Raw genomic sequence first — 26,558 nt, 5'->3', positions numbered from 1 at the left:
TGAACTTGCAAAGGAAAGATATTCCGAAAGATATTTTGATTCAAAACCGATAGAGGATGAAAAGCTTAAACTAGTAAAGTTTATTTAGTGCTTTTGCCGGAAAACCGCGTCATATTGAGTTTTCTGTCAGAATATGATATAATAAAAACCTGCTGCAGATAATGACAAATGACTTTTTGACGGCTTGTTTGAAGAAGTTTCTGCAGTAATGCAATGAAAAACAGGAAAGGGATTATTTCAAAATGAGAAAGAATAAGATCGTTTTAACGGCGCTGTTAATATTCGGACTTGCGTTTACCGGATGCGGACCTATGGGCGGAAAAGGGGAAGAAGCGGATAACGCTGCGGTGACTGAAGCCGGTACCGAAGTGGCTGAGGAAACAGATGCAGTATCTGAAGAGAGCGAAGAAACTGCTGAAGTTACAGAAGAAGCTGCAGAGACGGCAGGTGCAGTAACTGAAGCTGAAAGTGAAACGTCAGAGTTACCTGCCGGCTGTGATAAGGCAATAAGAGATTACTATGACGCTCTGAATAACAGCGATGTTGACGGGATGCTCAGTTCCTTTTATCCTGAAAAGGTTATAAAGGCGATCCAGGCAGTAAATGAACCTGGCGAAAATGATCTTTCACAGATACTCGACGGAAAAAAGCAGTATGAAATAACTGATATCGAGCTTGTCGGAGAAATGACTGAAGATGAAACTGATGTTTACATGCAGCTTTTTGATTCCATGGCGTATTCCCTTGATAAAATAGAAGAATACGGCGGAAAGGAAAATCTGGATGAAGAAATGGCAGAGGAGCTCTACGGCTATTTTCTCGGTATGGCTGAGCCGGATTCAGAAATGAAAAGAACCTATAAAACGACGGAAGGCTATGACGTTACTGTAAAATACAATGTCGACGGTGAGCCGGACGAAGATTATTTCTACGTGTTCAATGTTGAAGGCGAAGGCTGGAAACTGAATAATGAGATGAGAAAATTTGCGAAAAAAGCTAGGCAGTCGATGTCAAATTCAACTGCAAAATCTCTTTTTACAATTGTACAGACTGTTCTTACCGATCTTGAATGCGACGGAAAAGATGTAAAAGGACAGTATATAATCTCATCAGATGAAGATAAATGCTTTGGAATTCCTGACACATTCGACAGAAGTGAATACGATGCTCTGTTTGCAAAGTATTCTGAGGATTACGGAACAGTTAAGGATTACAGCTATTATATTTTCATAAACAGCGGAAACTGCGAATATGCAGCAGTAACTAAAAAAGACGGAACAGGTGATACAGGAGTTTATCCGGTTATGACAGTTCCTTCGGAATTCACAGGCGGAAGACTTGTGACAGAATCAGTGTCCTCGTTAAACGGTTATGACTATAACGGACTGTATGAAAAATTACAGTCTCTGATCAGATAATGCGGGCATAAGCTTACTGATCCCGTTTTGAACGGTTCATGCGAAAGTTTCGCGGCTGCCCGATTACTTAAAAAAGAATAAGGGGACAGATTTATGAGTCAGAAAAATATACCGGATAATGAACTTTCAAAAGCACAGATCATTTTATCTGCAGTGCTTAAGATAATTGTGATAATTTCCGCAGTTACCGGCACGCTGATAAGCGCGCTTGCCGGAAGCGACGACTTCATGGGCGGACGTTATGTGTTTATGTATTTTACCATACAGTCCAATATCGCACTTGCAGCCATATGCCTTGCAGGACTTGTTATGATGCTGAAAAACAGGCGGTTCAGTGACGTATGGTACGTTGTCAAGTTCGCAGGAACGATATCTATCACACTTACAGGAGCGGTTTTCTGCTTTGTGCTTGCGCCGACCATGAAAGATGCGTTCAATCTGCAGAACGTTCTTACACATATAGTTGTACCGCTCGCATCGGTTATCGACTTTTTCGTTACAGGGATCCAGAGCAGGATAAAAAAGATAAATTCACTCTGGGTCACAGTTCCGCCGCTGCTGTATGCGGGATATGCAGGTATCGGATACATAAATAACTGGCAGTTTGCCACAGGATACAATTATCCGTACTTCTTTCTGAACTGGGGAAGTCCGGCGGGAGCGTTCGGATTTACAAAGGATCTTCCGTACATGGGTACTGCCTGGTGGATGATCTTCCTGCTTATTGCACTGATAATCGTCGGATTTATCTATCTTCTTATAACCGATCTGCTTAAAAGGATATTTTTACGTAAATAAAAAATATAACGGCCGATGCAGTAACATGGCAACTGCATCGGCCGTTTTCTTTAACCGAAAAACTGACCGGACGGAACCTGTGATCCGGACAGAAAATGTGAACGGTTACTGTTTCATCAAAGTAAACCGAGGGCGTGCTTTGCGGCTATCATGCCGGAGGTGTAGCAGCGTCCGAGAGAAAGTCCTGTCTGATGGAACGGGTAGTCATTGCCTCCGTAGAAAGGTCCGCCGAGATTACCCGCACAGTAGAGACCGTCTATTACATTTCCGTTTCTGTCAAGGGCCTGTGCGTATTCATTGGTTATGACACCGGAAACTTCAGCTGAAACACGTATGTGTTTTCTTGCTGCCCAGAAAGGTGTCTTCTCTATTTTATGCATGTACTTTGAGGGCTTTCCGAAGTCTTCATCATACTGTCTGTCGCAGAGCTCATTGTATCTGTCAATCGATTTTTTCATAGCATCAAACGGTATACCGAGTTCTTCCGCGAGTTCCTCAAGAGTATCACAGCGGTGAAGGTCAATAAGGTTTCTGAACACACCCTGAGGTTCTTCGACCGCACCCGGAATGAATTTTTCCATAACGAACGGCGGAACCTTTCCGTCAACAAATTCATCATCCGGCCATTCCATGTATGAGCTGTCATACACCGCACAGTACCATCCCTTTGAACCATCAGGATGATCAGCGTCAGTATTCGGTCCTTTGAAGGAAGGCTGGTATTTCAGAATGTTTCCCATGTAGACAAAGCCTGTGTATTCATTGGTGAAACGTTCGCCCTTCATGTTAAGGTAGAGGAAAGGCTCTTCGAACATAAGGGCAGAGTCAAAGTCGTGCATCATTTTTGTGTGTCCGGTGTTTTCCATCACTGCGCCTGCACTTATGGCAAGAACATGACCGTCACCGGTCTTGCCGAACTGTTTTTTGTCGAACTCAGCTATGTCAGGACACCAGCGTGATACCATTGCACTGTTGTTTGTGTAGTCACCGGTTGCAAGAATAACGGCCTTTGAAGCGTTGAACTGAATGTGTTTTCCGTCAGAGGTCCTGGCAATAACACCGGTTACTCTGTTTCCGGTTTTAACAAGTTTTACAGCAGGCGTTGAAAAGTACGTATGAAGGTTATCGCAATTTTTCTGAATGTTCTTTATGACATTTTTCATGGCATTGCCTGTGTTGTACGGTTTCGGACCTATCCACGGAGCCCAGAAATAACAATGGTCATCACCGTAGTCGTAGCTGTTCATACGATCCTTCCAAAGTCCGGTAAAATCACCGCTCGTACTTCTGAAAGCGCAGAGGGTTTCACCGTCATTAAGAAGTTTTGCACTGTCTGAATTGCTGTCGACCTTGCTTCCGTCGCCGTATTCCGTTTCAGATGTAAGCCCCGCACGGTTTAAAAACCACATCATTGCCTCCTCGGAATGGTCGGCATATGCGCGCAGTTGTTTTACATCCGCTCTCCAGTCACAGAGACTGTTTGTATGGTGTATCCACTTTGCGATACCACCCGGTGTGGATCTTGATTTTATGATAGCCGAACCGCAGTTTCCCTGAGAGATAACACCGCTTTCCTTTTGAAGAAGAGCAGTTTTTGCACCGCTTTCAGCAGCCCATCCCGCAGCCGGAACTCCCGCAGCACCTGCACCCACTACTACGATATCGTAGTCAAGTATTTCATCCGGTGTGATATTACCTGTTTCGCATACCGAGCATTTAATTTCTTCTTCGGTAAGTACACAGCAGCTGTTGCCATTTTCCATTTTAAGATCTCCTTTTATTGACGTATTGTGAACGTAAAATTCTTTTTGGCGTTCAGTATAATTATAGCACTTTTGCAGACTGAACACAAATACATCTGTGAAATCACTCAGCGCATACAGAAGCGGGGAATACGTATGTGCTGATGCACGCTTCTCATTTCCGCTGATCATTTACACCGTGCAGTTTATGTCAGATGATGATTGAAAAAGCTGCTCAGAGATGGTATAATAGAAAACGACATATTGTTCGAAAGATGATAAACAGAACCAAGGAAACACTGATTAAACCGGAAATCCAGCTTCGCCGGATTTCCGGAGGTGGGATTTGCGGGGCTTCGCCCCGGATCCCCGCGCTGATTTATGAATAAATCAGCGTTTCCTAAAGAAAAAGGAGATACACATGAATCTGCCATATACAGTGACACAAAACGAACTTTCAGATCTGCTGCTGAATATCTCGCCGAAAAGGCCGGTGTTCATATGGGGTGCACCGGGAATAGGAAAGTCAGCACTTGTTCAGAAATTTGCTGATGACGTGGGAATGGAGTGCGTTTCACTTCTTGGAAGCCAGCTTGCCCCGGAAGATATAATCGGTATTCCGCAGATCGACGGAGAGACTTCACGTTTCATGCCGCCGAAGATGATAGCGAGGAAGGAACCGTATGTTCTGTTTCTCGATGAACTGAACGCCTGCTCGCAGGAAGTGCAGAAAGCGTTCTACAGCCTTATACATGAAAGGCGTATAGGCGAGTATCATCTGCCGGCGGGAAGCGTTGTGATCGGTGCAGGAAACCGTTCACAGGACGGTGCAATCGTAAAGACCATGTCAACTGCACTCATAAACAGAATGTTTCACGTTCAGCTCATTGCCGATCCGGAACAGTGGCTTCAGTGGGCGTATGATGAGGGACTTCATCCGTGGATAACGGATTATATCACACAAAGACCTGATCATCTTTTCTCGGAACCGCCGAAAACCGAGGAGCCGTATTCAACACCGCGTTCGTGGCATATGCTGAGCGATGCACTTAAGGAATACGGAGCAGGGGAAAAAACGGTGCCTGAAAATATTCTGAGGGTGCTTGCATACGGATGTATATCAGCGCGTCATGCCGGAATGTTCATTGCGTTTATCAAGCAGATAAAGAACAAGGACCTTTTAAGTGAGATCATAAAAGGCAATGCAAAGTTCCCGTCTGATCCGGCCGACAGGGATGTGCTCTACTTTACTGCACAGAGTTTCCGTGCAAGGCTGCTTCTTGAACTGCCGCGTGACAAGCAGGATCTTGACCGCACGACCCAGCAGCTTACACACAGAGCAAAGGCTCTTATAAAGGATCTTTCGCATATCAATCTTGAAATAGCACAGATGGTGGTATCTTCTGATGATGACAAGGTGCTTCCGGAATGGTTCATGGTCGAAATTGTACGTGATCTTCCGCGTCTTGTCAAAAACGGCGGGTGATGATCAATGGCTAAGAAAAAGGCTGATGACAAACTCACTCAGAACGAGCAGAACCTTTATGCCGGTATGGATATCATAAAAGATCACAGGCTTTTCGGAAAGCTGGATATCGGCCTTAATATCGCAAACCGTGGAAAGTATCTGAAAGGAAAGCTTAACAAGGAAACTGCCGCACTTACATGTGAAAGCGGCGACATTCTGCTGAACCCCGATGAAAGCCGTACACCGGGTCAGTGGGCATATATAATTGCTCACTGCATGCTCCATCTTTGTTTCGGACACTTTGAAAGCGAGAAAATGCCGGGCTTTTACGAGGAACAGAAAGACGGCAGTAAAAAGTGGACCGTGCACTGTGACCGTGAAAGATGGAATACCGCATGTGATATTTACATAGCAAAATTTCTTGCAGATATAAAATTTCCGGGTGCAGATCCGCCGCCGCAGGAACTCACCGCTTCAGATGAACGTAAGATCTATGATCTGCTGTGCGGTAAAGAAGATTCGGAACGTCCGTTTATCTTCAGTACGGCAGCACACGGTAAAGATATGTTCTGGAACGGGATCTCAGCCAGTTTTTGGCGAAGGAACCACAGCTATGCTGCCGAGTTTGCTTTTGCACTGGCCGATTCAGTCCGCTCAGTCATCGATGAAGCCGGAGGAAAAACCGATAACCGGAAAAAGACCGTTCAGGAAAAAGCGGCTGAGTGGTTCATTGCACATTATCCGCTGCTCGGTGCACTTGCGTCAGCATTCAGGATAACCGAAGTCGGATTCGGAAGTGCTGCACCCATGAACGCTGACATAGGCGTTGCTGCAATAAATGTCACTGAACGCGAGATATATGTAAACACAGCAGCCGGACTTGACAGTGAGGAATGGAAATTCGTTCTGGCTCATGAATATCTGCACGCCGGACTTATGCATCACGAGCGCTGCGAGGGACGTGACCCGTACCTCTGGAACGTGGCGTGCGACTTCGTCATCAATGGCTGGCTTCATGAAATGCAGATCGGAAAAATGCCGGTAAACGGCGGCCTTTACGATGAAACACTTAAAGGATGCTCGGCTGAAGAGATATACGATATCATTGTAAGTGACATACGCCGAAGCTCGAAATATCAGACGTTCCGCGGAAACAGCAAATGTGACATACTTGATAAAGGCTATGCCGAATCCAAATATAAACCGGTAACGCTTGATGATTTCTGCCGCAGTGCATTAAGATCAGGCCTTGAATATCATACCGAAAAGGGACGCGGTTACATTCCTGCAGGACTCATCGAGGAGATACGCGCACTGTCAGAGCCGCCGATACCATGGGATGTTGAGCTGGCAAAGTGGTTTGAAGACCACTTTGAACCGGTGGGAAAAAAGAGAACATACGCCCGCCCGAGCAGAAGGCAGAGCAGTACTCCGGACATTCCGCGGCCGAGTTATGTCACCGAAGAGATACCGGAACACAGCCGTACTTACGGCGTAATTATCGACACGTCGGGTTCAATGTCGCCGGAAGATATCGGTCTTGCACTCGGTGCGGTCGTAAGCTATTCGGTTGAAAGGGAAGTTCCGCTTGTAAGAGTCGTGTTCTGTGATGCCACCGCATATGATGCCGGCTGGATCCGTCCGGATGACTTAGCAGGAACAGTCGAGGTAAAAGGCCGCGGCGGAACAGTTATTCAGCCTGCCGTTGATCTTCTCGAACGCGATAAGGATTTTCCGAATGACGGACCAATACTGATAATCACTGACGGAATGATAGAAAAAGATCTGACCGTGCACCACGAACACGCATTCATGCTTCCGAGGGGATATTCACTTCCGTTCAGAGCGCAGGGAAAGGTGTTTTACTTCAGCAGGAGATGACAGTATCAGTAACTTAAAACATACATCATCCGGTCTGCGGATCTGAAAAGCGAAATAAAACGCTGAATACATTACAGAGGAGTATACCATATGAAAAAAGAAGAAAAAACAAATGTCATGAGAATACTTGACGGTAAGAAAATAGAATATCAGAGTCATACCTACGAAGCAGATCCGACACTGACGGGCGAACAGATAGCCGGTATTCTCGGTGAGGATCCGGAAAAAGTGTTCAAGACACTTGTTACTCAGGCGAAGAGCGGTACTTATTATGTTTTCGTTGTTCCGGTAAAGGAGGAGCTTGATCTGAAAAAAGCTGCAAAGGCGGCGGGCGAAAAGGCGATAAGCATGCTTAAGCAGAAGGATCTTCTTCCGCTTACCGGATATGTTCACGGAGGATGTTCACCTGTAGGAATGAAAAAGCAGTTTGCGACCTTTATACATGAAACGGCACCTTCATTTGAAAAGATCTTCGTAAGTGCCGGCAGAGTCGGAGCCCAGATAGAGCTGAGTCCTGCTGATCTTATGGGGGTTGCGGGAATAAAAACAGCCGATATCATAGTCTGAACAGAAAATGTTGCACTTTTGACCGAAATGTGCTATAATAAAGTAAATTTTTTGTTTCGATATTACAGCAATCTGCCTTGAACTTTTACGTTGAAGTCAGATATATGAGGTATAGAGATGAATGGGGTAATTAATAAAAACAAACAGACGGTAAGAAAAAAACCGGAGAAGCGTCGGAAAAGCATAACTACCTGGAAATATGTTTTTGCAGCCACGCTCATGATGCTTGTAAATATTCTGCTCGGACTGTTTCTTTCCGAAAAATCAGGCGAAGCGATGAAGACTCTGATATCAGCACGAATGCTTGATATCACCAATACTGCTGCTGACATGATCGACGGTGATATTCTGAAAAATATTACAGCGGAAGATGCCGGAACACCTGAGTATGAACAGATAATGGAAGTGCTGACACATTTTCAGGATAATATTGAACTGGAATATATCTACTGCATACAGGACAAGGGAAATAAGAATTTTGTTTTCGGTATTGACCCTACTCCGGTTGATCCGGGTGAATTCGGAGCTCCCGTAGTATTTACCGAAGCTCTTTTCAGTGCAAGCCGCGGAAAAGCTGCGGCTGATATGGTGTCGTACAGTGACGAATGGGGGTCATTCTACAGCGCCTACAGTCCTGTCTTTGATTCGGAAGGAAATGTAGCCGGAATAATCGCAGTGGATTTCGACAAAACCTGGTACGATTCATATGTGAACCGCTTCCTGTGGACAACTGTTCTTATAGTTACAGTTTCACTTGCGGTAGGTGTTGCACTTGTCATCATGTTCACGAGCAATACCCGCAAAAGAATAAGCAGGGTAAACAGTCAGCTTGTCGGACTTGCTGATAATTTTACCAGACTTATGACTGAAGTACGTAATATGTCGGGATCCGGAGATGACCCGTCAGTATTTGAAACTGAAGACAATTATACTGCACAGGATGATATCGAAGCGATCCAGCACAGGATAATAATACTTCAGGACGATCTCTATTCACTTCTTGCAAGTGTGCGCCGTCAGGCATTCACTGACAGTATGACCGGAGTGCGCAACAAGTCGGCATACATTGAACGTGAGCGTGAGATCAGTCTCAGGATAAAAAAAGGCAGCGCAGCATTTACCGTTGTCATTTTCGACGTGAACGGACTGAAAAAAGTCAATGACAGTCTCGGCCACGCATACGGCGATATGCTTCTTAAGGATGCAGCGGACATACTTATTGCAGTGTACGGATGCGACAGGGTCTACCGTGTCGGCGGCGATGAGTTCATTGCAATAATAAACTCACTTTCCGAGGATGAGATACAGACCTCCATTTCCAGATTCGATTATCATATTGCTGCTGAAAATGCCAAAGAGAAGCCGTACGGTCAGACTTTTGCAGTATCAAGAGGATATGCCATTTTCCGCCCGGGTATCGATTCCGATTACCAGGATGTTTTCAGACGTGCTGATCATATGATGTATCAGGACAAGGCGGCCTACTACAGGACTCACGGTGACCGCCGCAGGAGACAGGAGGGATCGTAATGCTTGTATTTATCATGGTCATCCTGTCAGTTTCAGTGACAGCAGCTGCTGCGGTCGTACTGTACAGAAGAAATGAGGTAACGCAGCGCATCAGCAATCAGCTTTCGTCAACGGCTGATATATATATTTCTCTTCACGAGATCAATTTTATAGACGATACGTTTATTGAAGTACGTAACAACAAGTCTGAAGCAGTCGATATGATAGGCGATACGCGTTCGGACTGCCAGCAGATGATACGTGCTGTAATGGAGAAGTTCTCCGATGAATCCACGCGTGAAAGTGTGCTTGACTTTGTTGATTTCAGTAAGCTGAACGTCCGGCTCAAGGACCGTAACACCATCACGACAGAGTTCCTCAATGCTGAAAAAAAGTGGAGGAGAGCAAGGTACATAGTTTCGGAAAGAATGCCTGACGGCAGAGTTGCCAGAGCGATGTATCTTATCGAGGACATCGATGAGGAAAAGAGAAACCGTGATCTGACACTTGAAGCGCTCAGAAAGCTGAACAGTCAGATGGCATCAGTGGCGAACATCTATTTTACCATGCATGACATCGATCTTGAAAATGATTCGTTTACTGAGATAAAAACAAATACAAATGATGTTTCGGAACTGGCTTATGCCGATAATGTCAATGCACAGGAAACAATGTATGCCGTAATGAAACAGCTCGCAGATGATACAACCCGAAGTGCGATGCTTGAATTCGTTGACTTTTCCACACTGAACGAGCGTCTTAGAAACAGAAACACGATAACGCAGGAGTTTTTAAGCTTCAAGGGTGTCTGGGGACGTGCAAGATTCGTTGTTTCAAAACGAAATGAAGACGGCACGCCGGCACACGTAATGTGGCTCATCGAAGGTATCGACGAGGAAAAGAGGAAGCGTGACGAACTCGCTGAAACGGCAGAAACGCTCAACTACCGTATTTCATCCATTGCGGATATTTATCAGACTGCTCATGACATCGATCTTGAAAATGACACGTTTACTGAGCTGAAGTCCGACAGCAGAGCGGTGAGCGAACTCGTCGGAGGAGCTCATGACCACGCCCGTGCAACTCTGCAAAGAGTAATGAAAAGTATAACTGATGAGGCTTTTACTGATAATGTATTAAGATTTACCGATCTTGACACCCTTGAACAGCGCATGTTCGGTATCAAGACGATGACTATCGAATACATGCACAGAAACGGTCAGTGGAGAAGAGGAAGATTCGTTGCTTCAAGACGTGACGAAAACGGCAGGCTCAAGCGCGTCCTCTGGCTTTCGGAAGATATTGACGGTGAAAAGAAGGAACGTGACAAGCTTATCGACTTGTCGGAGCGGGCATTCGCCGCAAGTGAGGCCAAGTCATCATTCCTTTCGAACATGTCCCACGAGATCCGTACCCCGATCAGTGCGGTGCTGGGTATGAATGAAATGATACTCCGCGAATGTGATGATGAAAACATTCTCGGATATTCCGAAAATATACGTGCTGCCGGAACTGCACTGCTCAGTCTTATAAATGACATACTCGATTTTTCAAAGATCGAGGCGGGCAAGATGAGTATAACGGAATCAAAGTATGATCTGTCCGTTCTTATAAACGATATTGTGAATATGATTCAGATAAAGGCGGAGGAAAAAGCACTTCACTTTGTTCTCGACGTCAGTCCTGACATACCGAGGAATCTTTTCGGTGACGGATCACGTATCAGACAGATAATAACCAATCTTCTGACCAACGCAGTAAAGTACACGGAAAAAGGAAGCATAGAGCTGAGTATCAGATACCGTAATGATAATGATGATCCTGAAAAGATAGTTCTCATCATTTCAGTAAGGGATTCCGGCATAGGAATAAAGCCGGAGGATATGCGCAGACTGTTTTCAGAGTTTGAACGTATCGATGAGGATCATAACCGGAACATCGAGGGAACCGGCCTTGGAATAAGCATTACGGAAAAGCTTCTCGGACTTATGGGTTCATCTCTCAGAGTTGACAGTATTTACGGACTCGGCTCAAGGTTCTGGTTTGAACTGAAGCAGAAAGTCACAGACCGTGAACCTGTGGGTGACTGTAATGCAAAAGACACAAAACTGCCGGGAAGCAGAAAAAGATATTATGAGATGTTCCGTGCACCTGATGCATGCGTACTTGCTGCAGATGACACGCCGGTGAATCTTATGGTATTCAGAAACCTTCTTAAAAGAACGAAAGTAAAGATAGATACTGCAGAGAGCGGAGCTGAATGTCTGAAGCTTGCGTCTGCAAAGAAATATGATATTATTTTCCTTGATCACATGATGCCTGATATGGACGGGATCGAAACGCTGAGGAGAATACGCTCCGATCCGGGTGGCATAAACGCAGGTACACCTGCGGTGTGTCTGACAGCCAATGCGATATCAGGAGCAAAGGAAAAGTATATCGAAGCCGGATTCGACGAATATCTTACAAAACCAGTTGATCCGGAACTTCTGGAGATACTTCTGGCTGACAGGCTTCCTGGGAAAAAAGTGATCATAACGGATCCGTCTGAAGCTGAGAAGAGGGAAAGCGAAAGGCAGGTTTCCGTTATTCCCGGAAGCATAAGAAAGATAAAGGAACTGAATATATCTGCCGGTGTTGAAAACTGCGGAGATGAGAATTCGTATCTTGAAACGCTGAAGATATATGCGGAAATGGTCGATGAATATGCAGACAGCATCGATGAGTACCTGAAAAACGGTGATGCGGAGAATGCGGTTATCAGAATACACGCACTGAAAAGTACTTCACGTATAATCGGCGCTTCCGGACTCGGAGATCTCGCAGCGGAACTCGAAAGCGCAGGCAGAAACGGAGACATGGAAAAGCTTGATAAAAACGCAGGGGAACTGACGGAGAGAAGCAGAAAACTTGGTCAGAAACTGAAAGGGGTATTATTATGAGCGGCACAGTGAATGAAGCTAAAACGGATGTCAGGGAAGAACAGTTCATACATGACAAAAATCACATTCTCATATGTGACGATGATATAATGTTTCTTAAGATAGTAAGTGACTGGCTGAAAGACCGCTATCATGTAATTGCTGTAAGAAACGGTCCGGAAGCGGTTCCTGCGGCATACAACGAACGTCCGGACCTTATCCTGCTTGATCTTGAAATGCCGGGTATGAACGGACCGGAAGTACTTGAAGCACTGAGAACGGATGAACAGACTGCAAACATACCGGTAGTTTTTCTTACCGGTCATTCAGACAGAGACAGTGTTATGGACTGCCTGAAACTCAGACCTCAGGGATATATGCTCAAGTCTGTGAAACGTCAGGGAATGCTGGCGAGTATCGATCATTTTTTTGAAAGCGGTCGCTGGATGAATATCGAAGCCTGATGGACAGAGGGTGATATGATATGAGGGAAAAAAAACGGAAACAAGGGATATTCTGTTTCAGGAAGCATTCTGATAAGTTTAACACTGACAGTTTTCTTTGTCGGTATAGTGCTTTTCTATTACAGGCAGATCTATCAGGAAAAACGTGAACTGATGGTCAGAAACGGTGAAATGGCATCTGTAAAGGCTGTCAGTGAAATGAACAGCTATCTTTCCATAAGCTATGATACCATTGAGCTGACATCATATACGCTTGACAAAATGATAAATGACGGCAGATCGGCAGGAGACATACTGGAGTATCTTACCGATCAGTCAGATGGTATCGAAGCAGCGATAGACAAGAAGAGCAACGGTATTTACGGCCTTATAAACGGTGAATTCCTTAACGGATCCGGCTGGGTGCCTGAACCAGGTTTCGTAGCTCAGTCAAGGCCGTGGTATAAGACCGCCATGGCAGCAGGCGGCGAGATAACCATAGTTGATCCTTATACTGACGTCAAGACCGGTACTGTCATGATAACACTTGCCAAGATGCTGTCTGACGGGGAAAGCGTTGTCGCTTTTGACATAACACTTGACGAACTGCAGCATATTACAGAAGAAACAGTAAGATCCGGAATTACGGATATGCTTTTCGTACTTGACAGAAACAATACCGTTGTTGCAAATTCTGAAAAAGGAGAAATCGGAAAAAACTACAGTATAGATGACGGTTCGTTCGGAGCGGCAATAGTCGGCGAAAAAATGCTTACCGGCAGGGAGCATTTTGATATCATGTACAACGGCCGGCACAATATCGTATACTGCAATGTGATGAAAAACGGCTGGTACTGTATATCGGCCGGTGATGCCACAAGAGATCTTCGGGCCATCCTTACGATATTCATTTTTACAGTTCTGACGATAATCGCAATAGTCGTGACAGTCGGAATCATGATGGCAAGAGCCAGCAGAAGAAGCATGATCGCGGCCCGTCTGGATTCACAGCTTTCCTCGACTGCAGATATCTACATTTCGCTTCACGAGATCAATTTCATCGATGATACTTTCAGTGAAATAAGAAATAACAAGACTCAGGCATATCCTGTCATAAGCGAAGTACATGACAGCTGTCAGGAAAAGATACGCGAGATAATGACAAAGTTTTCTGATGAGACCACACGTGATATTATTCTTGATTTTGTGGATTTCAGCAAGCTTAATGAACGCCTGCGGGACTGCAACACCATAACGACAGAGTTCCTTAATGAGGATAAACTCTGGAGAAGAGCAAGGTACATAGTTTCAGGCAGGACACCTGACGGAAATGTCGCAAGAGCGATGTACATGGTTGAGGATATCGACAGGGAAAAGCGTGAACGCGATATGACGCTTGAAGCTGTAAAGCTGATGAATGAGCAGATCTCATCCGTTGCCAATATCTATTATTCAATACATGATATTAATCTTAAAAACGACACATTCAGTGAGTTAAAGTCAGATGAACGCAAGCTCACTGAGATAGTTGACGGAAGCAGCGGAGGAGCACAGCAGGTCATTTATACGGTAATGGACAAAATCACCGGCAGAAACTATGCTGACAGCATGCGCAGGTTTACCGATTTTTTAACTCTTGGTGAGCGCCTTAAGATCAAAGACAGTGTTACCGAAGAGTTTATGGACAATGAAAATGTATGGTTCAGGGCAAGATTTGTCGTATCAAAGCGCGGGGCCGGCGGAATGGCAGAACAGGTGCTTCTGCTTGTTGAAAATATCGATGAGGAAAAACGCCGCAGGGACGCACTTTCGGAAACCGCTGAGAGTCTGAATTCACAGATGGCGTCCATCTCGAACGTGTTCATGACAGTATACGATATCGATATTCTTCGTGATACTTTTGAGGTTATAAAGTCATCCAATTCAAATGTTGATAATCTTGTTCGCGACAAACGTGACAATGCACAGAAGCTGCTGTCCGAGATCACGCTGAAATTCACTGATCAGCGGTCAGCAGACGAGACACTGCGTTTTGTCGATCTGAGTACGCTCAGCACGCGTCTGCTGGAATGCGATACTGTTATGATGGAAGCATATACTGCCACAAACAAATGGGTGCGTATGAGATTCATGGTTTCGGAACGTGCGAAGTCAGGCAGACCGGTACATGTACTCTGGCTTGTTGAGGACATCGATGCCGAAAAGAAAAAGCGTGATGAGCTCATCGACATGTCGGAACGTGCGCTTGCCGCAAGCGAAGCCAAGTCGTCATTCCTTTCTGTCATGTCGCATGAGATCGGCAGACAGCTGGTTACAGTACTCAGCCTGAACAAAAAGATACTCGATCACAGCAGTGAACCTGATACACTTGAATATGCAGAAGGAGTACGAGAATCAGGAAAAGTTCTGCAGGAATATATAAACGGCATATTTGACTACTCCGAGATCGAAGCCGGCAAAATCAGGCTTGAGGATAGTGACTACAGATTTAAGGATATGATCGGCGATTTAATTTTCAAAATGAGGAAGGAAGCCGAGAAAAAGGGTATCTTTCTTATAGCGGATACTGATGCTGAACTTCCGGAAATACTCCGCGGTGACGGACAAAGAATGAGGCAGATAATCGATGCAGTCCTGCAGAATGCTGTCAGATACACCGAAAGGGGAAGTGTTACTTTCTCGGCAGGTTGTGAAAAGGTTCCGGATGATCCGGACAGCGTTTTGCTGAATGTTTCCGTCAAGGATACCGGCAGCGGTATCAGGGAAGAAAATATGCGCAAACTGTTTTCAGCTTTTGAACGCTTTGAAACTGAAAACGGAAATAATTCAGAAGGTCTTGGCCTCGGTCTGCCGGTCGCAAACCGGCTGCTTGAAATGATGGATTCATCGCTGAAGGCTGAAAGTGTATACGGCCTTGGTTCACGTTTCTCGTTCTCAGTCAGACAGAAACTTCCCTGAGGAAACGCTGATTTATTCATAAATCAGCGCGGGGCTCCGGGGCGAAGCCCCGCAAATCCCACCTCCGGAAATCCGGCGAAGCCGGATTTCCGGTTTGATCAGTGCTTCCCTAAACAAAAAAGAAAGCAGGAAATACATTGAATATAATTGAAATCAGCAGTGAAAACAGGAAAGAAACAGAGATATTCACATCGGTGCCGGAACGTGAGCTTTATCATTATTACGAACCGGATCGGGGCATCTTTATTGCTGAAAGTCCGAAAGTAATCGAAAGGGCGCTGAATGCCGGCTACGAGCCGCTTGAACTTATGATGTGCCGGCGTGATATTACCGGTGAGGCTGCAAAGATCATCTCCCGGTGCGGAGACATACCGCTTTATACCGGTGATTATGATGAAATAACTGCTGTTACCGGTTTTGAACTGATACGCGGTGCAATATGTGCAATGCGGCGCAGGAAACTGCCGGCAGCTGAGGAGATATGCCGTGATGCAAGGCGCATAGCTGTACTTGAAAATGTAGTGAATCCGGCTAATATGGGATCGATATTCCGGAGTGCAGCGGCACTTGATATGGATGCTGTCCTGCTGACGAAAGGCTGTACTGATCCGCTTTACAGGCGTTCATCCCGTGTGAGCATGGGGACGGTCTTTCAGGTGCCGTGGACATTTATCGATGCCGCAGAAAACGGATATACCGAACTGCTCCGGAATCTCGGATTTTCACTGGCAGCAATGGCACTGTGTGACGATTCCGTTGATATTGACGATGCAGCACTTAATTCAGAGGAGAAACTTGCAGTCATAATGGGAGCGGAAGGTGAAGGACTTCTCGCTTCCACCATCGAAGCCTGCGACTACACCGTGAAAATCCCAATGTCACACGGCGTCGATTCCCTTAACGTGGCCGCAGCAAGCGCAGTTGCCTTCTGGCAGCTCGGAAGAAAGAAAAAATAAAAGAAAAACCAGACGGGATTTTATATAAATTCTTCAAAAAAGATTGAAAATCTAATTAATATTTGGTATAATTACAATATATAAATTCATACACAGCTTTGGAAAGTGATAATCAGTGAATTGAAAATGATGAAGACCGGCTTTAAGTGATGTGCCGGATATTAAAACAGCTTTTCATAAGAAAACCGTATGATAGAAGGGTAATATTTTTAATGAAAAAAATTTTAGACTGGAACAGATATATTGAAAAGGCGGTGCAGACTGTTTCCGAGGGTATTGTAATGCTCATCAACAGGAACGGTGCGCTTCCTCTCAGTAAAAATGAAGAGGTAGCAGTTTTCGGAAGAATACAGCTGCACTACTATAAAAGCGGAACAGGCTCCGGCGGAATGGTAAACGTTTCGAAAGTGACCGGAATCGTTGACGGTCTCCGTGAAAGCGGTGTGCCGGTAAATGAGGAGCTTTATTCCGTTTATGAAAAATGGGATGAAAAGAATCCTTTCGATCCCGGTGAGGGCTGGGGAACCGAACCGTGGTCACAGAAGGAGATGCCTCTTGAAGATGAATTTGTTGAAAGAATAGCAGCTCAGTGTAAGACTGCTGTAGTAATAATCGGCAGAACAGCAGGTGAGGAACAGGATAACCGTGAGGAAGACGGTGCGTTTTTCCTAAGCGAAACTGAACGTGACATGATAAGAAAGGTCAGAAAAGCCTTTCCGAAAATGATAGTCCTTCTGAACACAGGCGGAATCATGAATACTCTGTTTATCGAGGAGAATGAGCCTGATGCACTTCTGTACGTTTGGCAGGGAGGCATGACAGGCGGAACCGGTACAGCCAGGGTGCTTACAGGTGAAGTTTCACCGTCCGGCAAGCTTACGGATACTGCTGCATTTAAGATAGCAGACTATCCGGCTGCGGAGTATTTCGGCGATAAGGAACGCAATTTCTACGCTGAGGACATTTATGTCGGCTACCGTTATTTTGAAACTTTTGCGAAGGAAAAGGTGCATTTCCCGTTCGGCTACGGCCTTTCATACACGACTTTTGACGTAAAGGTGAACGGAACCAGTTCGAAAGCGTACCGCGATTATTCGGAATATACTTCAGTTTTTGATATTACAGTAAAGAACACCGGTAATTATTCGGGTAAGGAAGTAGTACAGATCTACTGTGAGGCTCCGCAGGGAAAACTTGGAAAATCTTTAAGGGTGCTTTGCGGATTTAAGAAAACGAAGAAACTGAGACCTGGTGAGGAGGAACGCTTTACTATCGAAGTTCCGCTGTCAGAAGCCGCTTCCTACGATGACTCCGGTGTTACAGGACACCGTTCATGTTTCGTGCTTGAAGCAGGTGAATATAAATTCTATGCCGGAACCGATGTTAGAAGTGCAAAGCCTGTATCTTCAGTTACACTGGAAAACACTGAGGTAATAAAGAAACTTTCACAGTGTGTCGCACCGGTACTTCCGTTTAAGAGAATGCGTCCTGAACTTCAGAATGACGGAACGTACAAAGTTGTTTTTGAAGATGTTCCGCTTCTTGAAGCAGATGAAAATAAAAAACGTCTTGACAACCTGCCGCCTGAGATCCCGTATACGGGAGACAGGGGAATAAAGCTTAAGGATGTCAGGAATAGAAGCCGTACGATGGATGAATTCATCGCACAGCTTTCAGACAATGACCTTGCATGCATAATACGCGGCGAGGGTATGGGAAGTCCGAAGGTAACAGCCGGAACGGCTTCAGCTTTCGGAGGAGTCACAGACAGCCTGAAAGACTTCGGCATACCGTGCGGATGCTGTGCGGACGGTCCTTCGGGAATGAGACTTGACTGCGGAATAAAGGCGTTCAGTCTTCCGAACGGAACGATGATCGCCTCCACGTTCAACCCGGAACTTGTAACCGAGCTTTTTGAGTTTACAGGATATGAAATGGCAGAAAACAAAGTTGACTGTCTTTTAGGACCGGGAATGAATATCCACCGTCATCCGCTTAACGGCAGAAACTTTGAATATTTCTCCGAAGATCCGTATCTCACCGGAATAATGGCATGTGCCGAACTTGAGGGCCTTCACAGAAGCGGTTCCGAGGGAACGATCAAGCATTTCTGCGGAAACAATCAGGAAACAGGACGTCTTGTTATCGATTCTGTTATTTCCGAGAGAGCGCTTCGCGAGATCTATTTAAAAGGCTTTGAAATGGTCATTAAGAACACAGGTGCACGTACCGTTATGACAACATACGGTTCACTTAACGGCCTGTGGACAGCCGGACACTACGACCTCGACACATCCGTTCTGAGAAACGAATGGGGCTTTGAGGGAATGGTAATGACCGACTGGTGGGCCGATATAAACGAGCGCGGAGAAAAGCAGTGCAAGAACAATTTCGCTGCAATGGCAAGAGCCCAGAATGACGTTTACATGGTTTGCTCGGACAGTGCCGATCATGATGACAACACACTTTCCTCTCTTGCCGACGGAACGCTTACAAGGGCTGAACTCCAGAGAAACGCAGCAAACATCTGCCGTTTCCTTATGAATACAAATGCGATGAAGCGCCTTGAAGGCACATACGAAAAAACTGAGATCATAAACCGTCCTGAAGAGGATGAGGGAAGTGATGCACCGGTTGTATTCTATGAGCTTGAAAATGAGATAGAGATACCGTTTGAAAATGTTAAGACCGACAAGGGATGCATTTACTGCTATGAGCTTACCATTACCACGCCGGGTGCATTTGAGGCGGAAATAACAGCTTCTTCGAAAAACAGCGAGACTGCACAGATACCTGTCACATATTTCTGCAACGGTACAGTCTGCGCTACCTATACATTCAACGGTACCGGAGGAAAATATGTTTCTGAGGTACGCAGTGTGAACATGTATTCACGTTTCAATACCGTCCGGTTCTATTTCGGACAGAGCGGTCTTGATATAAAAAGCATAAGGTACAGGTTAGTAAAGCCTTTCGAAAGAAGGCATGATTAGTTAAAGAAAGCGGGGATTCTATGAAAGTAACACTTAATACAGACGAAGAAGTAGTAAAGACAATAAAGGAAGGTCTTGAACGCACAGGCGGATACTGTCCGTGCAGAATAGGCAAAAAGGAAGAATACAAGTGCATGTGCCAGGAATTCAGGGATCAGATAAAGGATCCTGAATTTGAAGGTTTCTGTCACTGCATGCTCTATTACAAGTCAAAATAAATGAAATACGGAGGTTAAAAAATGGCAGAGATCAATGTTACTCTTGAAAACTTTGAGGAAGAAGTGGAAAAGTGCAGTATACCTGTTCTTCTTGACTTCTGGGCAGAATGGTGCGGACCGTGCAGAATGCTTTCGCCGGTTGTCGCAGAGGTAGCAAAAAAATATGAAGGAAAGATCAGAGTAGGCAAGGTCAATGTTGATGAAGTTCCTGAACTCGCTGATTCCTTCGGAGTTTCAAGCATTCCTATGCTTATGGTCATGAAGGAAGGAAAATGCATGACTACAGCTGTAGGATACAGAGATCAGCCTCAGGTTGAAAAAATGCTCGAAGAGTACATCTGAAAATAATAAAGCTGCTTAACTGACTGGTTAAGCAGCTTTAATTATTTAATTAATTAACTTAATACAATATTTGTGCGCAATATACATAAAACAGCTTGATTTTTTTGAATTTATGTGTTAAAATAATAATCAGGATTGGATGACGGGCATTTTCAGGTATGCCCGCAAAAATTGAATTTAACAGGTAAGGAGCGTATGTAATGAAAGTTTTTAAAAGAATCGTGTCATTTATGACAGCAGCAGGACTGTGCGGTACAATGGCAGGATACCTGACATTCAGTGAAAATGAGGTAAAGGCAGCTGCTGTCGTATCTCTTTCACCAAACAGCAAATACGAGATCAACAACGGCGTGTTCGAAGGATGGGGCACATCACTCTGCTGGTGGGCCAACCGTGTCGGTTATTCCGATGAACTTGCTGAAAAGACAGCAGAGCTTTTCTTCGGTGACACAGGTCTTCGCATGAACATTGCAAGATTCAACATCGGCGGCGGTGACGATCCTTCGCACAACCACATCACGAGAACTGACTCTGCAATGCCTGGTTACTCAAAGTACCAGAACGGACAGGTAGTCTACGACTGGAATGCGGACTACAATCAGAGAAACGTTCTTAAAAAGGCTCTGGGAAAGAACAAGGATCTTATTGTTGAAATGTTCTCGAACTCTCCTCCGTACTACATGACAAACAGCGGATGTACAAGCGGTAACAAGGATGCAGGCAAGAACAACCTCAAGGATAACTGGTACGCAGGTTTTGCAGACTACATGGCTGAAGTTTGTGCCCATTACGAAAAGGAATGGGGAATACATATTCAGAGTGTTGAACCTTTCAACGAACCGTATACGAATTTCTGGGGAGCCTACAGTCCAAAGCAGGAAGGCTGCCACTTCGATATCGGCAACAGCGAATCAAAGATGCTCATGGAAATGAAACGTGCCATGGATGCAAAGAACATGGGCGGCACAATGATCGTTGCTTCAGACGAAACATCTATCGATACACAGATCGATGCATTCAAGGCTCTTTCAGGCGATGCCAAGAAGGTAGTTCAGAGAATCGATACACATACATACGGCGGCTGGAAGAGAACAGACCTCAAGAACCTGGCTCTTCAGAACGGCAAGAATCTCTGGATGAGTGAAGTTGACGGCAACGGTACAGCAGGTACCAATGCAGGTGAAATGGCTCCGGCCCTCTGGCTCGCAAACAGAATGCGCGACGACTGCAACGGACTCGAGTGTTCAGCATGGATCCTCTGGCAGGCTATCGACAAGCACATTTCAAAGAACGGCTACAACGGAAAGAAAGACAGCGGTATGATCGATATCTCCAAGGGTTTCTGGGGACTTTCAGTCTGCGACCATGATAAGAAGGACGTTATCCTTACACAGAAATATTACGCATTCGGACAGTATTCACGTTACATCCGTCCGGGATTCACAATGCTCAAGACATCTGACAAGACAGTTGCTGCCTACGACCCTAAGGGCAATCAGCTCGTTATCGTAGCAACAAATGACGGCGGTCAGCGTGACCTCGAATTCGACCTTTCAGAATTCGGTGCTGTCGGCGACAGTGTAAAGGTAATCAGAACAAGCGGTACAATGTCCAACGGTGAACACTGGAAGGAAGTCGGAACTATTGCAACAAACGACAACGGATTCAAGGCAACTCTTGCTCCGCTTTCAATCACAACATACATCGTTGACGGCGTGAAGGCAGAAGCTTTCGCAGGCAATAAGATCGAAATCGATGCTTCAAAGGTAACAGGAAGCAATCCGTGGAAGAATTCAGCAGATACAGCTCAGAAGGTATTTGACGGAAACACATCAACATACTTTGACGGTGTAGGCAACGGCTGGGTACAGGCTGACCTCGGCGGCGTCTACAATATTTCAGCAATTGCATATTCACCTCGTTCAGGCTATGAATACAGATGTCCGGGCGGACAGTTCTTCTCATCAGCCGACGGTGTGAACTGGAAGGAAATGTACAAGATCACTTCCGTTCCTTCATTCGGAATGCATACACTTACAAAACTTCAGAACACTGAAGGAGTAAGATACATCAAATATCAGGTTCCGGAAGGCAAACCGGACAGCAGCATCAACAAGGATTCAGTTTACTGCTGCAACATTGCAGAGATCGCAGTTTACGGCGATGCTGCACAGGCAGCTCCGACAGTCGAACCAACAGTGGAACCTACAGCAGAGCCAACAGTTGAGCCAACAGTGGAACCTACAGCCGAACCAACAACAGAGCCTTCACCGGAACCGGTAAAGGGTGACGTAAACAATGACGGTGTTCTCAATACATCCGACATCATTACACTTTCATCTTTCATCCTCGGAAAAGATGAAGCGATTACTGCAGAAAATGCCGATCTTAACAAGGACGGAAAGATTAACATCATTGATTTCATTACTCTCAGATCTTTATTTGCGTAATAATCGTTATTAAATAATTAAACAAAAAAGCCCATGAAATGCATCAGTTTCATTTCATGGGCTTGATTTATTATTGACAAAAAACGATTCAGAATATATAATAAATTATATAACTATGTACGAAGAGATCGAGGGGGGATCTTTTTATGATAAAGGATTATCAGGGAGAGGGGATAACCAGAAAGCAAACCATGCTGATCATTCAGATGCTGATCGTTCTGTTTCAGTTTCTGATGGAGGTATTCAGTATCGTATATAATACCTTTCATAAACCGGATTTCATTCTGAGTTTTGACTACTGCATGGATTATCTTGTTATGCCGTCATTGATGAACATCTTTGCGATGTTTTCCGAGATCTTTTTTCTGACCAGAACAGAAAAATCAGAACGCAGGGACGTTTATCAGAAATATATAATGCTTATTACCTTTATTGTAATAGGCCTTGTGCTTTACACTACGCACTATGACTGCGCCAGCGCTTTTGCCGTATTTTTTGTACCGATCGCGATGACTCTTTTTTACGAGGACCAGCGTCTTACCAATATCACTATGCTGTTCAGCGTTGGCGGACTTATTCCGGGACTTGTTCAGAGAGCGCATGACAATAAACTGTCGGATGATTTCTATTATGAAGCGGTAACATCTGTAGGATTTGTTTTACTTTTCGGTTTACTGATAGGTACAGCATCAAGGGCTTTTGTAAAGCGAAGCGAATCACTGCGTGAGATGACGGATATTGCTGAAAATGCAAGCCGTGCGAAAAGTGATTTCCTTGCAAACATGAGCCATGAAATCAGAACACCTATGAACGCTATAGTAGGTATGTGCGAGCTTATTCTCCGTGAGCCTGATATCAGTGACAACGTGCGCAGCAACTGTTTTGCGATCCAGAGTTCGGGCAGAAACCTTCTCTACATCATAAATGACATACTTGACTTTTCAAAGATCGAGTCCGGAAAAATGGAGCTTATAGAGTCGGAATTCAACATAGCCTCCACGCTCAACGATGTCATCAATATGACTGTTACGAGAAAACGTGACAAGAAGATCGAAATTATCGCCTTTGTTGATCCTGATATCCCGTCAGGTCTTATCGGTGATGAGATACGTATAAGACAGATCATGATAAACATCATGACCAATGCTGTCAAATATACAAACGAAGGAGCCGTTATATTAAGACTGTCATATACAAAGCATAACTACGGTATCAATCTTAAAGTGACAGTCGAAGATACGGGAATAGGTATATCTCCGGAGAATATTGAAAAGCTTTTCACAAGCTTCCAGCAGGTGGATACCAGAAAGAACCGTGCAGTAGAGGGTACAGGTCTCGGACTTGCCATTTCCAAAAGACTCGTTTCCAAGATGGGCGGATTTATTAATGTAAAGAGTGAATCAGGAAAGGGATCTGTTTTCTCAGTTGTTATTCCGCTTCGTGTTTCTAATGAGAGACCGTTCATTCTGATAAAGGATGCCGAGAAGATAAATGCTGTCGCATTCATACGTTCAGACAGACTGCCGGACAGTATCGTAAGCGAGAAATATAATGAACTTGTTGATGAGATCAGAACGAAACTTAAGATCAATGTCGTACAGACTGACAGCATTGACGAAGTAAAGGCACTTTTCCTTGTTCCGGACGCAGGTATTACGCATCTTTTTGTGACCAAGGAAGGATATCTCGAAAACAGACAGTATATCAAGGATATCAGCAATATCGTTCAGGTTATCATCATTCAGGATATCATTAATTCAATTCAGCCTGAACCTAATATGAAGTGCATATACAAGCCGCTGTATTCACTGTCGGTCGCATCAGTTTTCAATAATGAAAACATAGTGCTCAACCTGAATGAAAGAAGAAATTCTCAGATCACATTCTCGGCACCGAAGGCGCGTGTCATGATAGTTGATGACAATGAGATAAACCTTAAAGTCGCTGTAGGACTTATGAGACCTTACAATATGCAGTTCATTACTGCGTCGAGCGCGAAGGAAGCTATTACCCTGTTACGTAAAAAGGAAGTTGACCTTGTGCTTATGGATCATATGATGCCTGAAATGGACGGCGTTGAAGCTACTACGCTTATCCGTGAGTTTGAGGATGAATACTTTAAGAAACTTCCGATAATAGCACTTTCGGCCAATGCGGTCAGCGGTGCCAGAAAGATGTTCCTTGAAGCAGGATTCAACGACTTTATTCCTAAGCCAATCGAACACAGCACGCTTGACAGGGTGCTGAAAAAATGGCTTCCTGCTGAACTTATCTGTCCTCCGGTACGAACTGTAATGGTGGGCGGAAGAAGAAAGAGCGACCGCGAAGGCGGAACAGCAGCCAGCGGAAGACTCATATCCGTAAATCTCGGACTTAACTATACAGGCGGAAATGAGGAGGCCTATCTTGATATTCTGAAGGATTTCATCGAAAGACTTCCGGAAAAGACAGCCTACATCAATAAGCTTTACGAGGAAGAGGAATGGAAGGATTATGTTATAGAGACACATGCTCTCAAGAGTGCATCACTTTCCATCGGAAGCCGTACACTTTCCGACGCTGCAAAAGAGATGGAGATGGCAGGACGTGCATGTGATTTTGAAAAGATCAGTACCGGCCATTCAATTTTCCTTAAATACTGTAACGACGTTTATGACGAAGGCGTGAAGTATCTTGCCTTAAAGGGCATAAAGGTCGGGGAAGAAATAAAGCCTGTTAAGGATAATCTTAAACTTGCCCCGCCGATAAAAGCAGAAGAGCTTTTAAAGATCTTAACGAAGGCTGCCGATGCATGCGCAGGCTTCGATGCGGATGCAGCTTCGAAACTGTGTGAAGAGGCGTCACGTTATTCATTCGGAGGAATGAATCTTAAAGACGTTTTCGGAAAGGCTGCCAAGCTTGCAAATGATTATGAATATGATCAGGCGGGCGGAATAATAAACGATTTCATAAAGGGGATCAACAGTACGGGGGGAGAATCATGAAAAAGAAAATTCAGATAACTGCGGACTGTACAAGTGATCTTTCCGATGAACTTCTTAAACAGTATGGTATAGGAACACTGCCGTTCAACATTATAACAGAACGTGGATGTTTTCTTGACCGTGAGGAGATCACAGCGAACAATGTGTTTGAACACATGAGCAGCGGAGGTTCGATACGAAGTGAAGCGCCTTCTGTTGATGACTGTATCAGATTTTTTACTGAGCATCTTGAAGAGGCGGATAATATCATTCATATATGCATGAGTTCGGAGATAAGCCGTTCCTACAGAAATTGCTGTGAAGCACTGAGGATAATGGGAGAAAACGCAAAGAACATCCGTATATTTGATTCGAAGCATCTTTCCATGGGGACAGGATTTATAGTGCTGAAGGCGTGTTCACTTGCCGAGTGCTGTTCATCTCCCGACAGAATAATAACTGAACTTACAGAGTACCGAAGCAAGATTGTAACTCAGTTTCTTATAAAAGATCTGGAGAATCTCCGCAGAAACGGGCGTGTGGGGAATATTACATACAAACTCTGCTCGCTGTTTTCGATACACCCTGTATTTGAACTCAGGCACGGCCGCATGGTCGCTAAAAAGTTTTACAAGGGAGATTATCAGAACACGGAACTTCGCTTTATCAATTCCATTATAAGAAAGGTGCGTAATTCTGAAGAGGCTGATCCTGAAAGAGTTTACCTTATACACGCAGGATGCCTGTTCCGTGAGATGGATACGATGCACAAGCGTTTTGAAAAAAGCGGATTATTCACTAACGTCTGCGTTGCAGAATCATCGGCTGCCGTGTCGTGTAACTGCGGACCGCACAGCGTTGGTGTGGTGTATGTGAAAAAGCAGTGACGGAGGTTCAGTGTTCCATGAATAATAAAATTATATACGAAAGG

At 44.8% G+C, this 26,558-nt stretch carries 17 protein-coding genes; 16 read left to right on the top strand and 1 reads right to left on the bottom strand.

The features are described 5' to 3' along the window. Positions 1 to 242 precede the first annotated feature (242 nt). On the top strand, positions 243 to 1,418 hold the full coding sequence (locus CC97_RS07695; protein ID WP_044974493.1) for a hypothetical protein: 1,176 nt from the start codon (positions 243 to 245) through the stop codon (positions 1,416 to 1,418). 93 nt (positions 1,419 to 1,511) lie between these two features. Further along, positions 1,512 to 2,216 carry a Pr6Pr family membrane protein gene (locus CC97_RS07690; protein WP_044974492.1) on the top strand — a complete coding sequence of 235 codons (705 nt, stop codon included), beginning with the start codon at positions 1,512 to 1,514 and terminating at the stop codon, positions 2,214 to 2,216. A 116-nt stretch (positions 2,217 to 2,332) separates the two neighbouring features. Here CC97_RS07690 and CC97_RS07685 read toward each other — a convergent pair whose 3' ends face one another. Next, complete coding sequence (locus CC97_RS07685; protein WP_044976876.1) at positions 2,333 to 3,979, bottom strand: FAD-binding protein; 1,647 nt, start codon at positions 3,977 to 3,979, stop codon at positions 2,333 to 2,335. A gap of 400 nt (positions 3,980 to 4,379) precedes the next feature. Between CC97_RS07685 and CC97_RS07680 the strand changes: the two genes are divergently transcribed. From CC97_RS07680 to CC97_RS07615, 14 genes are all read left to right on the top strand, one after another. Next, positions 4,380 to 5,444, top strand: coding sequence for an AAA family ATPase (locus CC97_RS07680; RefSeq protein WP_044974491.1), 1,065 nt, complete (start codon positions 4,380 to 4,382; stop codon positions 5,442 to 5,444). Positions 5,445 to 5,450: 6 nt separating this feature from the next. Beyond that, the gene (locus CC97_RS07675) at positions 5,451 to 7,307 is read left to right on the top strand and encodes a hypothetical protein (RefSeq protein WP_044974490.1); all 1,857 of its coding nucleotides are present in this window, start codon (positions 5,451 to 5,453) and stop codon (positions 7,305 to 7,307) included. A gap of 90 nt (positions 7,308 to 7,397) precedes the next feature. Beyond that, complete coding sequence (gene ybaK, locus CC97_RS07670; RefSeq protein ID WP_044974489.1) at positions 7,398 to 7,874, top strand: Cys-tRNA(Pro) deacylase; 477 nt, start codon at positions 7,398 to 7,400, stop codon at positions 7,872 to 7,874. A gap of 117 nt (positions 7,875 to 7,991) precedes the next feature. Then, positions 7,992 to 9,404 carry a diguanylate cyclase gene (locus CC97_RS07665; RefSeq protein ID WP_044974488.1) on the top strand — a complete coding sequence of 471 codons (1,413 nt, stop codon included), beginning with the start codon at positions 7,992 to 7,994 and terminating at the stop codon, positions 9,402 to 9,404. Beyond that, on the top strand, positions 9,404 to 12,325 hold the full coding sequence (locus CC97_RS18735) for an ATP-binding protein (protein ID WP_049962763.1): 2,922 nt from the start codon (positions 9,404 to 9,406) through the stop codon (positions 12,323 to 12,325). The genes CC97_RS07665 and CC97_RS18735 overlap by 1 nt, the downstream gene beginning before the upstream one ends. Further along, entirely contained in the window at positions 12,322 to 12,768 is a 447-nt protein-coding gene (locus CC97_RS07655; RefSeq protein ID WP_049962762.1) for a response regulator, read from the top strand. Before CC97_RS18735 ends, CC97_RS07655 begins: the two co-directional genes overlap by 4 nt. 153 nt (positions 12,769 to 12,921) lie before the next feature. Next, positions 12,922 to 15,705: a sensor histidine kinase gene (locus CC97_RS07650; protein ID WP_044974487.1), complete on the top strand. Its 2,784-nt coding sequence runs from the start codon at positions 12,922 to 12,924 to the stop codon at positions 15,703 to 15,705. A 143-nt stretch (positions 15,706 to 15,848) separates the two neighbouring features. Beyond that, the gene (locus CC97_RS07645) at positions 15,849 to 16,661 is read left to right on the top strand and encodes an RNA methyltransferase (RefSeq protein WP_081850208.1); all 813 of its coding nucleotides are present in this window, start codon (positions 15,849 to 15,851) and stop codon (positions 16,659 to 16,661) included. 212 nt (positions 16,662 to 16,873) lie between these two features. Then, positions 16,874 to 19,654, top strand: coding sequence for a glycoside hydrolase family 3 protein (locus CC97_RS07640; protein ID WP_044974485.1), 2,781 nt, complete (start codon positions 16,874 to 16,876; stop codon positions 19,652 to 19,654). A gap of 20 nt (positions 19,655 to 19,674) precedes the next feature. Next, entirely contained in the window at positions 19,675 to 19,872 is a 198-nt protein-coding gene (locus tag CC97_RS07635) for a ferredoxin-thioredoxin reductase catalytic domain-containing protein (RefSeq protein ID WP_044974484.1), read from the top strand. Positions 19,873 to 19,893: 21 nt separating this feature from the next. Further along, on the top strand, positions 19,894 to 20,214 hold the full coding sequence (gene trxA / locus CC97_RS07630; RefSeq protein ID WP_044974483.1) for a thioredoxin: 321 nt from the start codon (positions 19,894 to 19,896) through the stop codon (positions 20,212 to 20,214). A gap of 200 nt (positions 20,215 to 20,414) precedes the next feature. Beyond that, entirely contained in the window at positions 20,415 to 22,664 is a 2,250-nt protein-coding gene (locus tag CC97_RS07625) for a glycoside hydrolase (protein WP_044974482.1), read from the top strand. 146 nt (positions 22,665 to 22,810) lie between these two features. Then, complete coding sequence (locus CC97_RS07620; RefSeq protein WP_049962761.1) at positions 22,811 to 25,648, top strand: ATP-binding protein; 2,838 nt, start codon at positions 22,811 to 22,813, stop codon at positions 25,646 to 25,648. Beyond that, positions 25,645 to 26,514, top strand: a complete 870-nt coding sequence (locus CC97_RS07615; RefSeq protein ID WP_044974481.1) for a DegV family protein — start codon at positions 25,645 to 25,647, stop codon at positions 26,512 to 26,514. Before CC97_RS07620 ends, CC97_RS07615 begins: the two co-directional genes overlap by 4 nt. Positions 26,515 to 26,558: the final 44 nt, after the last annotated feature.

This window comes from Ruminococcus sp. HUN007, assembly GCF_000712055.1.
In the GTDB taxonomy this organism is placed as follows: domain Bacteria; phylum Bacillota; class Clostridia; order Oscillospirales; family Ruminococcaceae; genus HUN007.
Note: the sequence above shows the minus strand (reverse complement) of the source record. Positions and strands in the feature narration are given on the sequence as shown.

What these genes read in the sequence shown, in the direction of transcription:
- CC97_RS07640 (WP_044974485.1), top strand. Translation starts at nt 16,874, where the DNA reads ATGAAAAAAATTTTAGACTGGAACAGATATATTGAAAAGGCGGTGCAG.
- CC97_RS07625 (WP_044974482.1), top strand. Translation starts at nt 20,415, where the DNA reads ATGAAAGTTTTTAAAAGAATCGTGTCATTTATGACAGCAGCAGGACTG.
- CC97_RS07615 (WP_044974481.1), top strand. Translation starts at nt 25,645, where the DNA reads ATGAAAAAGAAAATTCAGATAACTGCGGACTGTACAAGTGATCTTTCC.
- CC97_RS07650 (WP_044974487.1), top strand. Translation starts at nt 12,922, where the DNA reads ATGGTCAGAAACGGTGAAATGGCATCTGTAAAGGCTGTCAGTGAAATG.
- CC97_RS18735 (WP_049962763.1), top strand. Translation starts at nt 9,404, where the DNA reads ATGCTTGTATTTATCATGGTCATCCTGTCAGTTTCAGTGACAGCAGCT.
- CC97_RS07655 (WP_049962762.1), top strand. Translation starts at nt 12,322, where the DNA reads ATGAGCGGCACAGTGAATGAAGCTAAAACGGATGTCAGGGAAGAACAG.
- CC97_RS07685 (WP_044976876.1), bottom strand. Translation starts at nt 3,979, where the DNA reads ATGGAAAATGGCAACAGCTGCTGTGTACTTACCGAAGAAGAAATTAAA.
- CC97_RS07620 (WP_049962761.1), top strand. Translation starts at nt 22,811, where the DNA reads ATGATAAAGGATTATCAGGGAGAGGGGATAACCAGAAAGCAAACCATG.
- CC97_RS07680 (WP_044974491.1), top strand. Translation starts at nt 4,380, where the DNA reads ATGAATCTGCCATATACAGTGACACAAAACGAACTTTCAGATCTGCTG.
- CC97_RS07690 (WP_044974492.1), top strand. Translation starts at nt 1,512, where the DNA reads ATGAGTCAGAAAAATATACCGGATAATGAACTTTCAAAAGCACAGATC.
- CC97_RS07695 (WP_044974493.1), top strand. Translation starts at nt 243, where the DNA reads ATGAGAAAGAATAAGATCGTTTTAACGGCGCTGTTAATATTCGGACTT.
- trxA (WP_044974483.1), top strand. Translation starts at nt 19,894, where the DNA reads ATGGCAGAGATCAATGTTACTCTTGAAAACTTTGAGGAAGAAGTGGAA.
- CC97_RS07665 (WP_044974488.1), top strand. Translation starts at nt 7,992, where the DNA reads ATGAATGGGGTAATTAATAAAAACAAACAGACGGTAAGAAAAAAACCG.
- ybaK (WP_044974489.1), top strand. Translation starts at nt 7,398, where the DNA reads ATGAAAAAAGAAGAAAAAACAAATGTCATGAGAATACTTGACGGTAAG.
- CC97_RS07635 (WP_044974484.1), top strand. Translation starts at nt 19,675, where the DNA reads ATGAAAGTAACACTTAATACAGACGAAGAAGTAGTAAAGACAATAAAG.
- CC97_RS07675 (WP_044974490.1), top strand. Translation starts at nt 5,451, where the DNA reads ATGGCTAAGAAAAAGGCTGATGACAAACTCACTCAGAACGAGCAGAAC.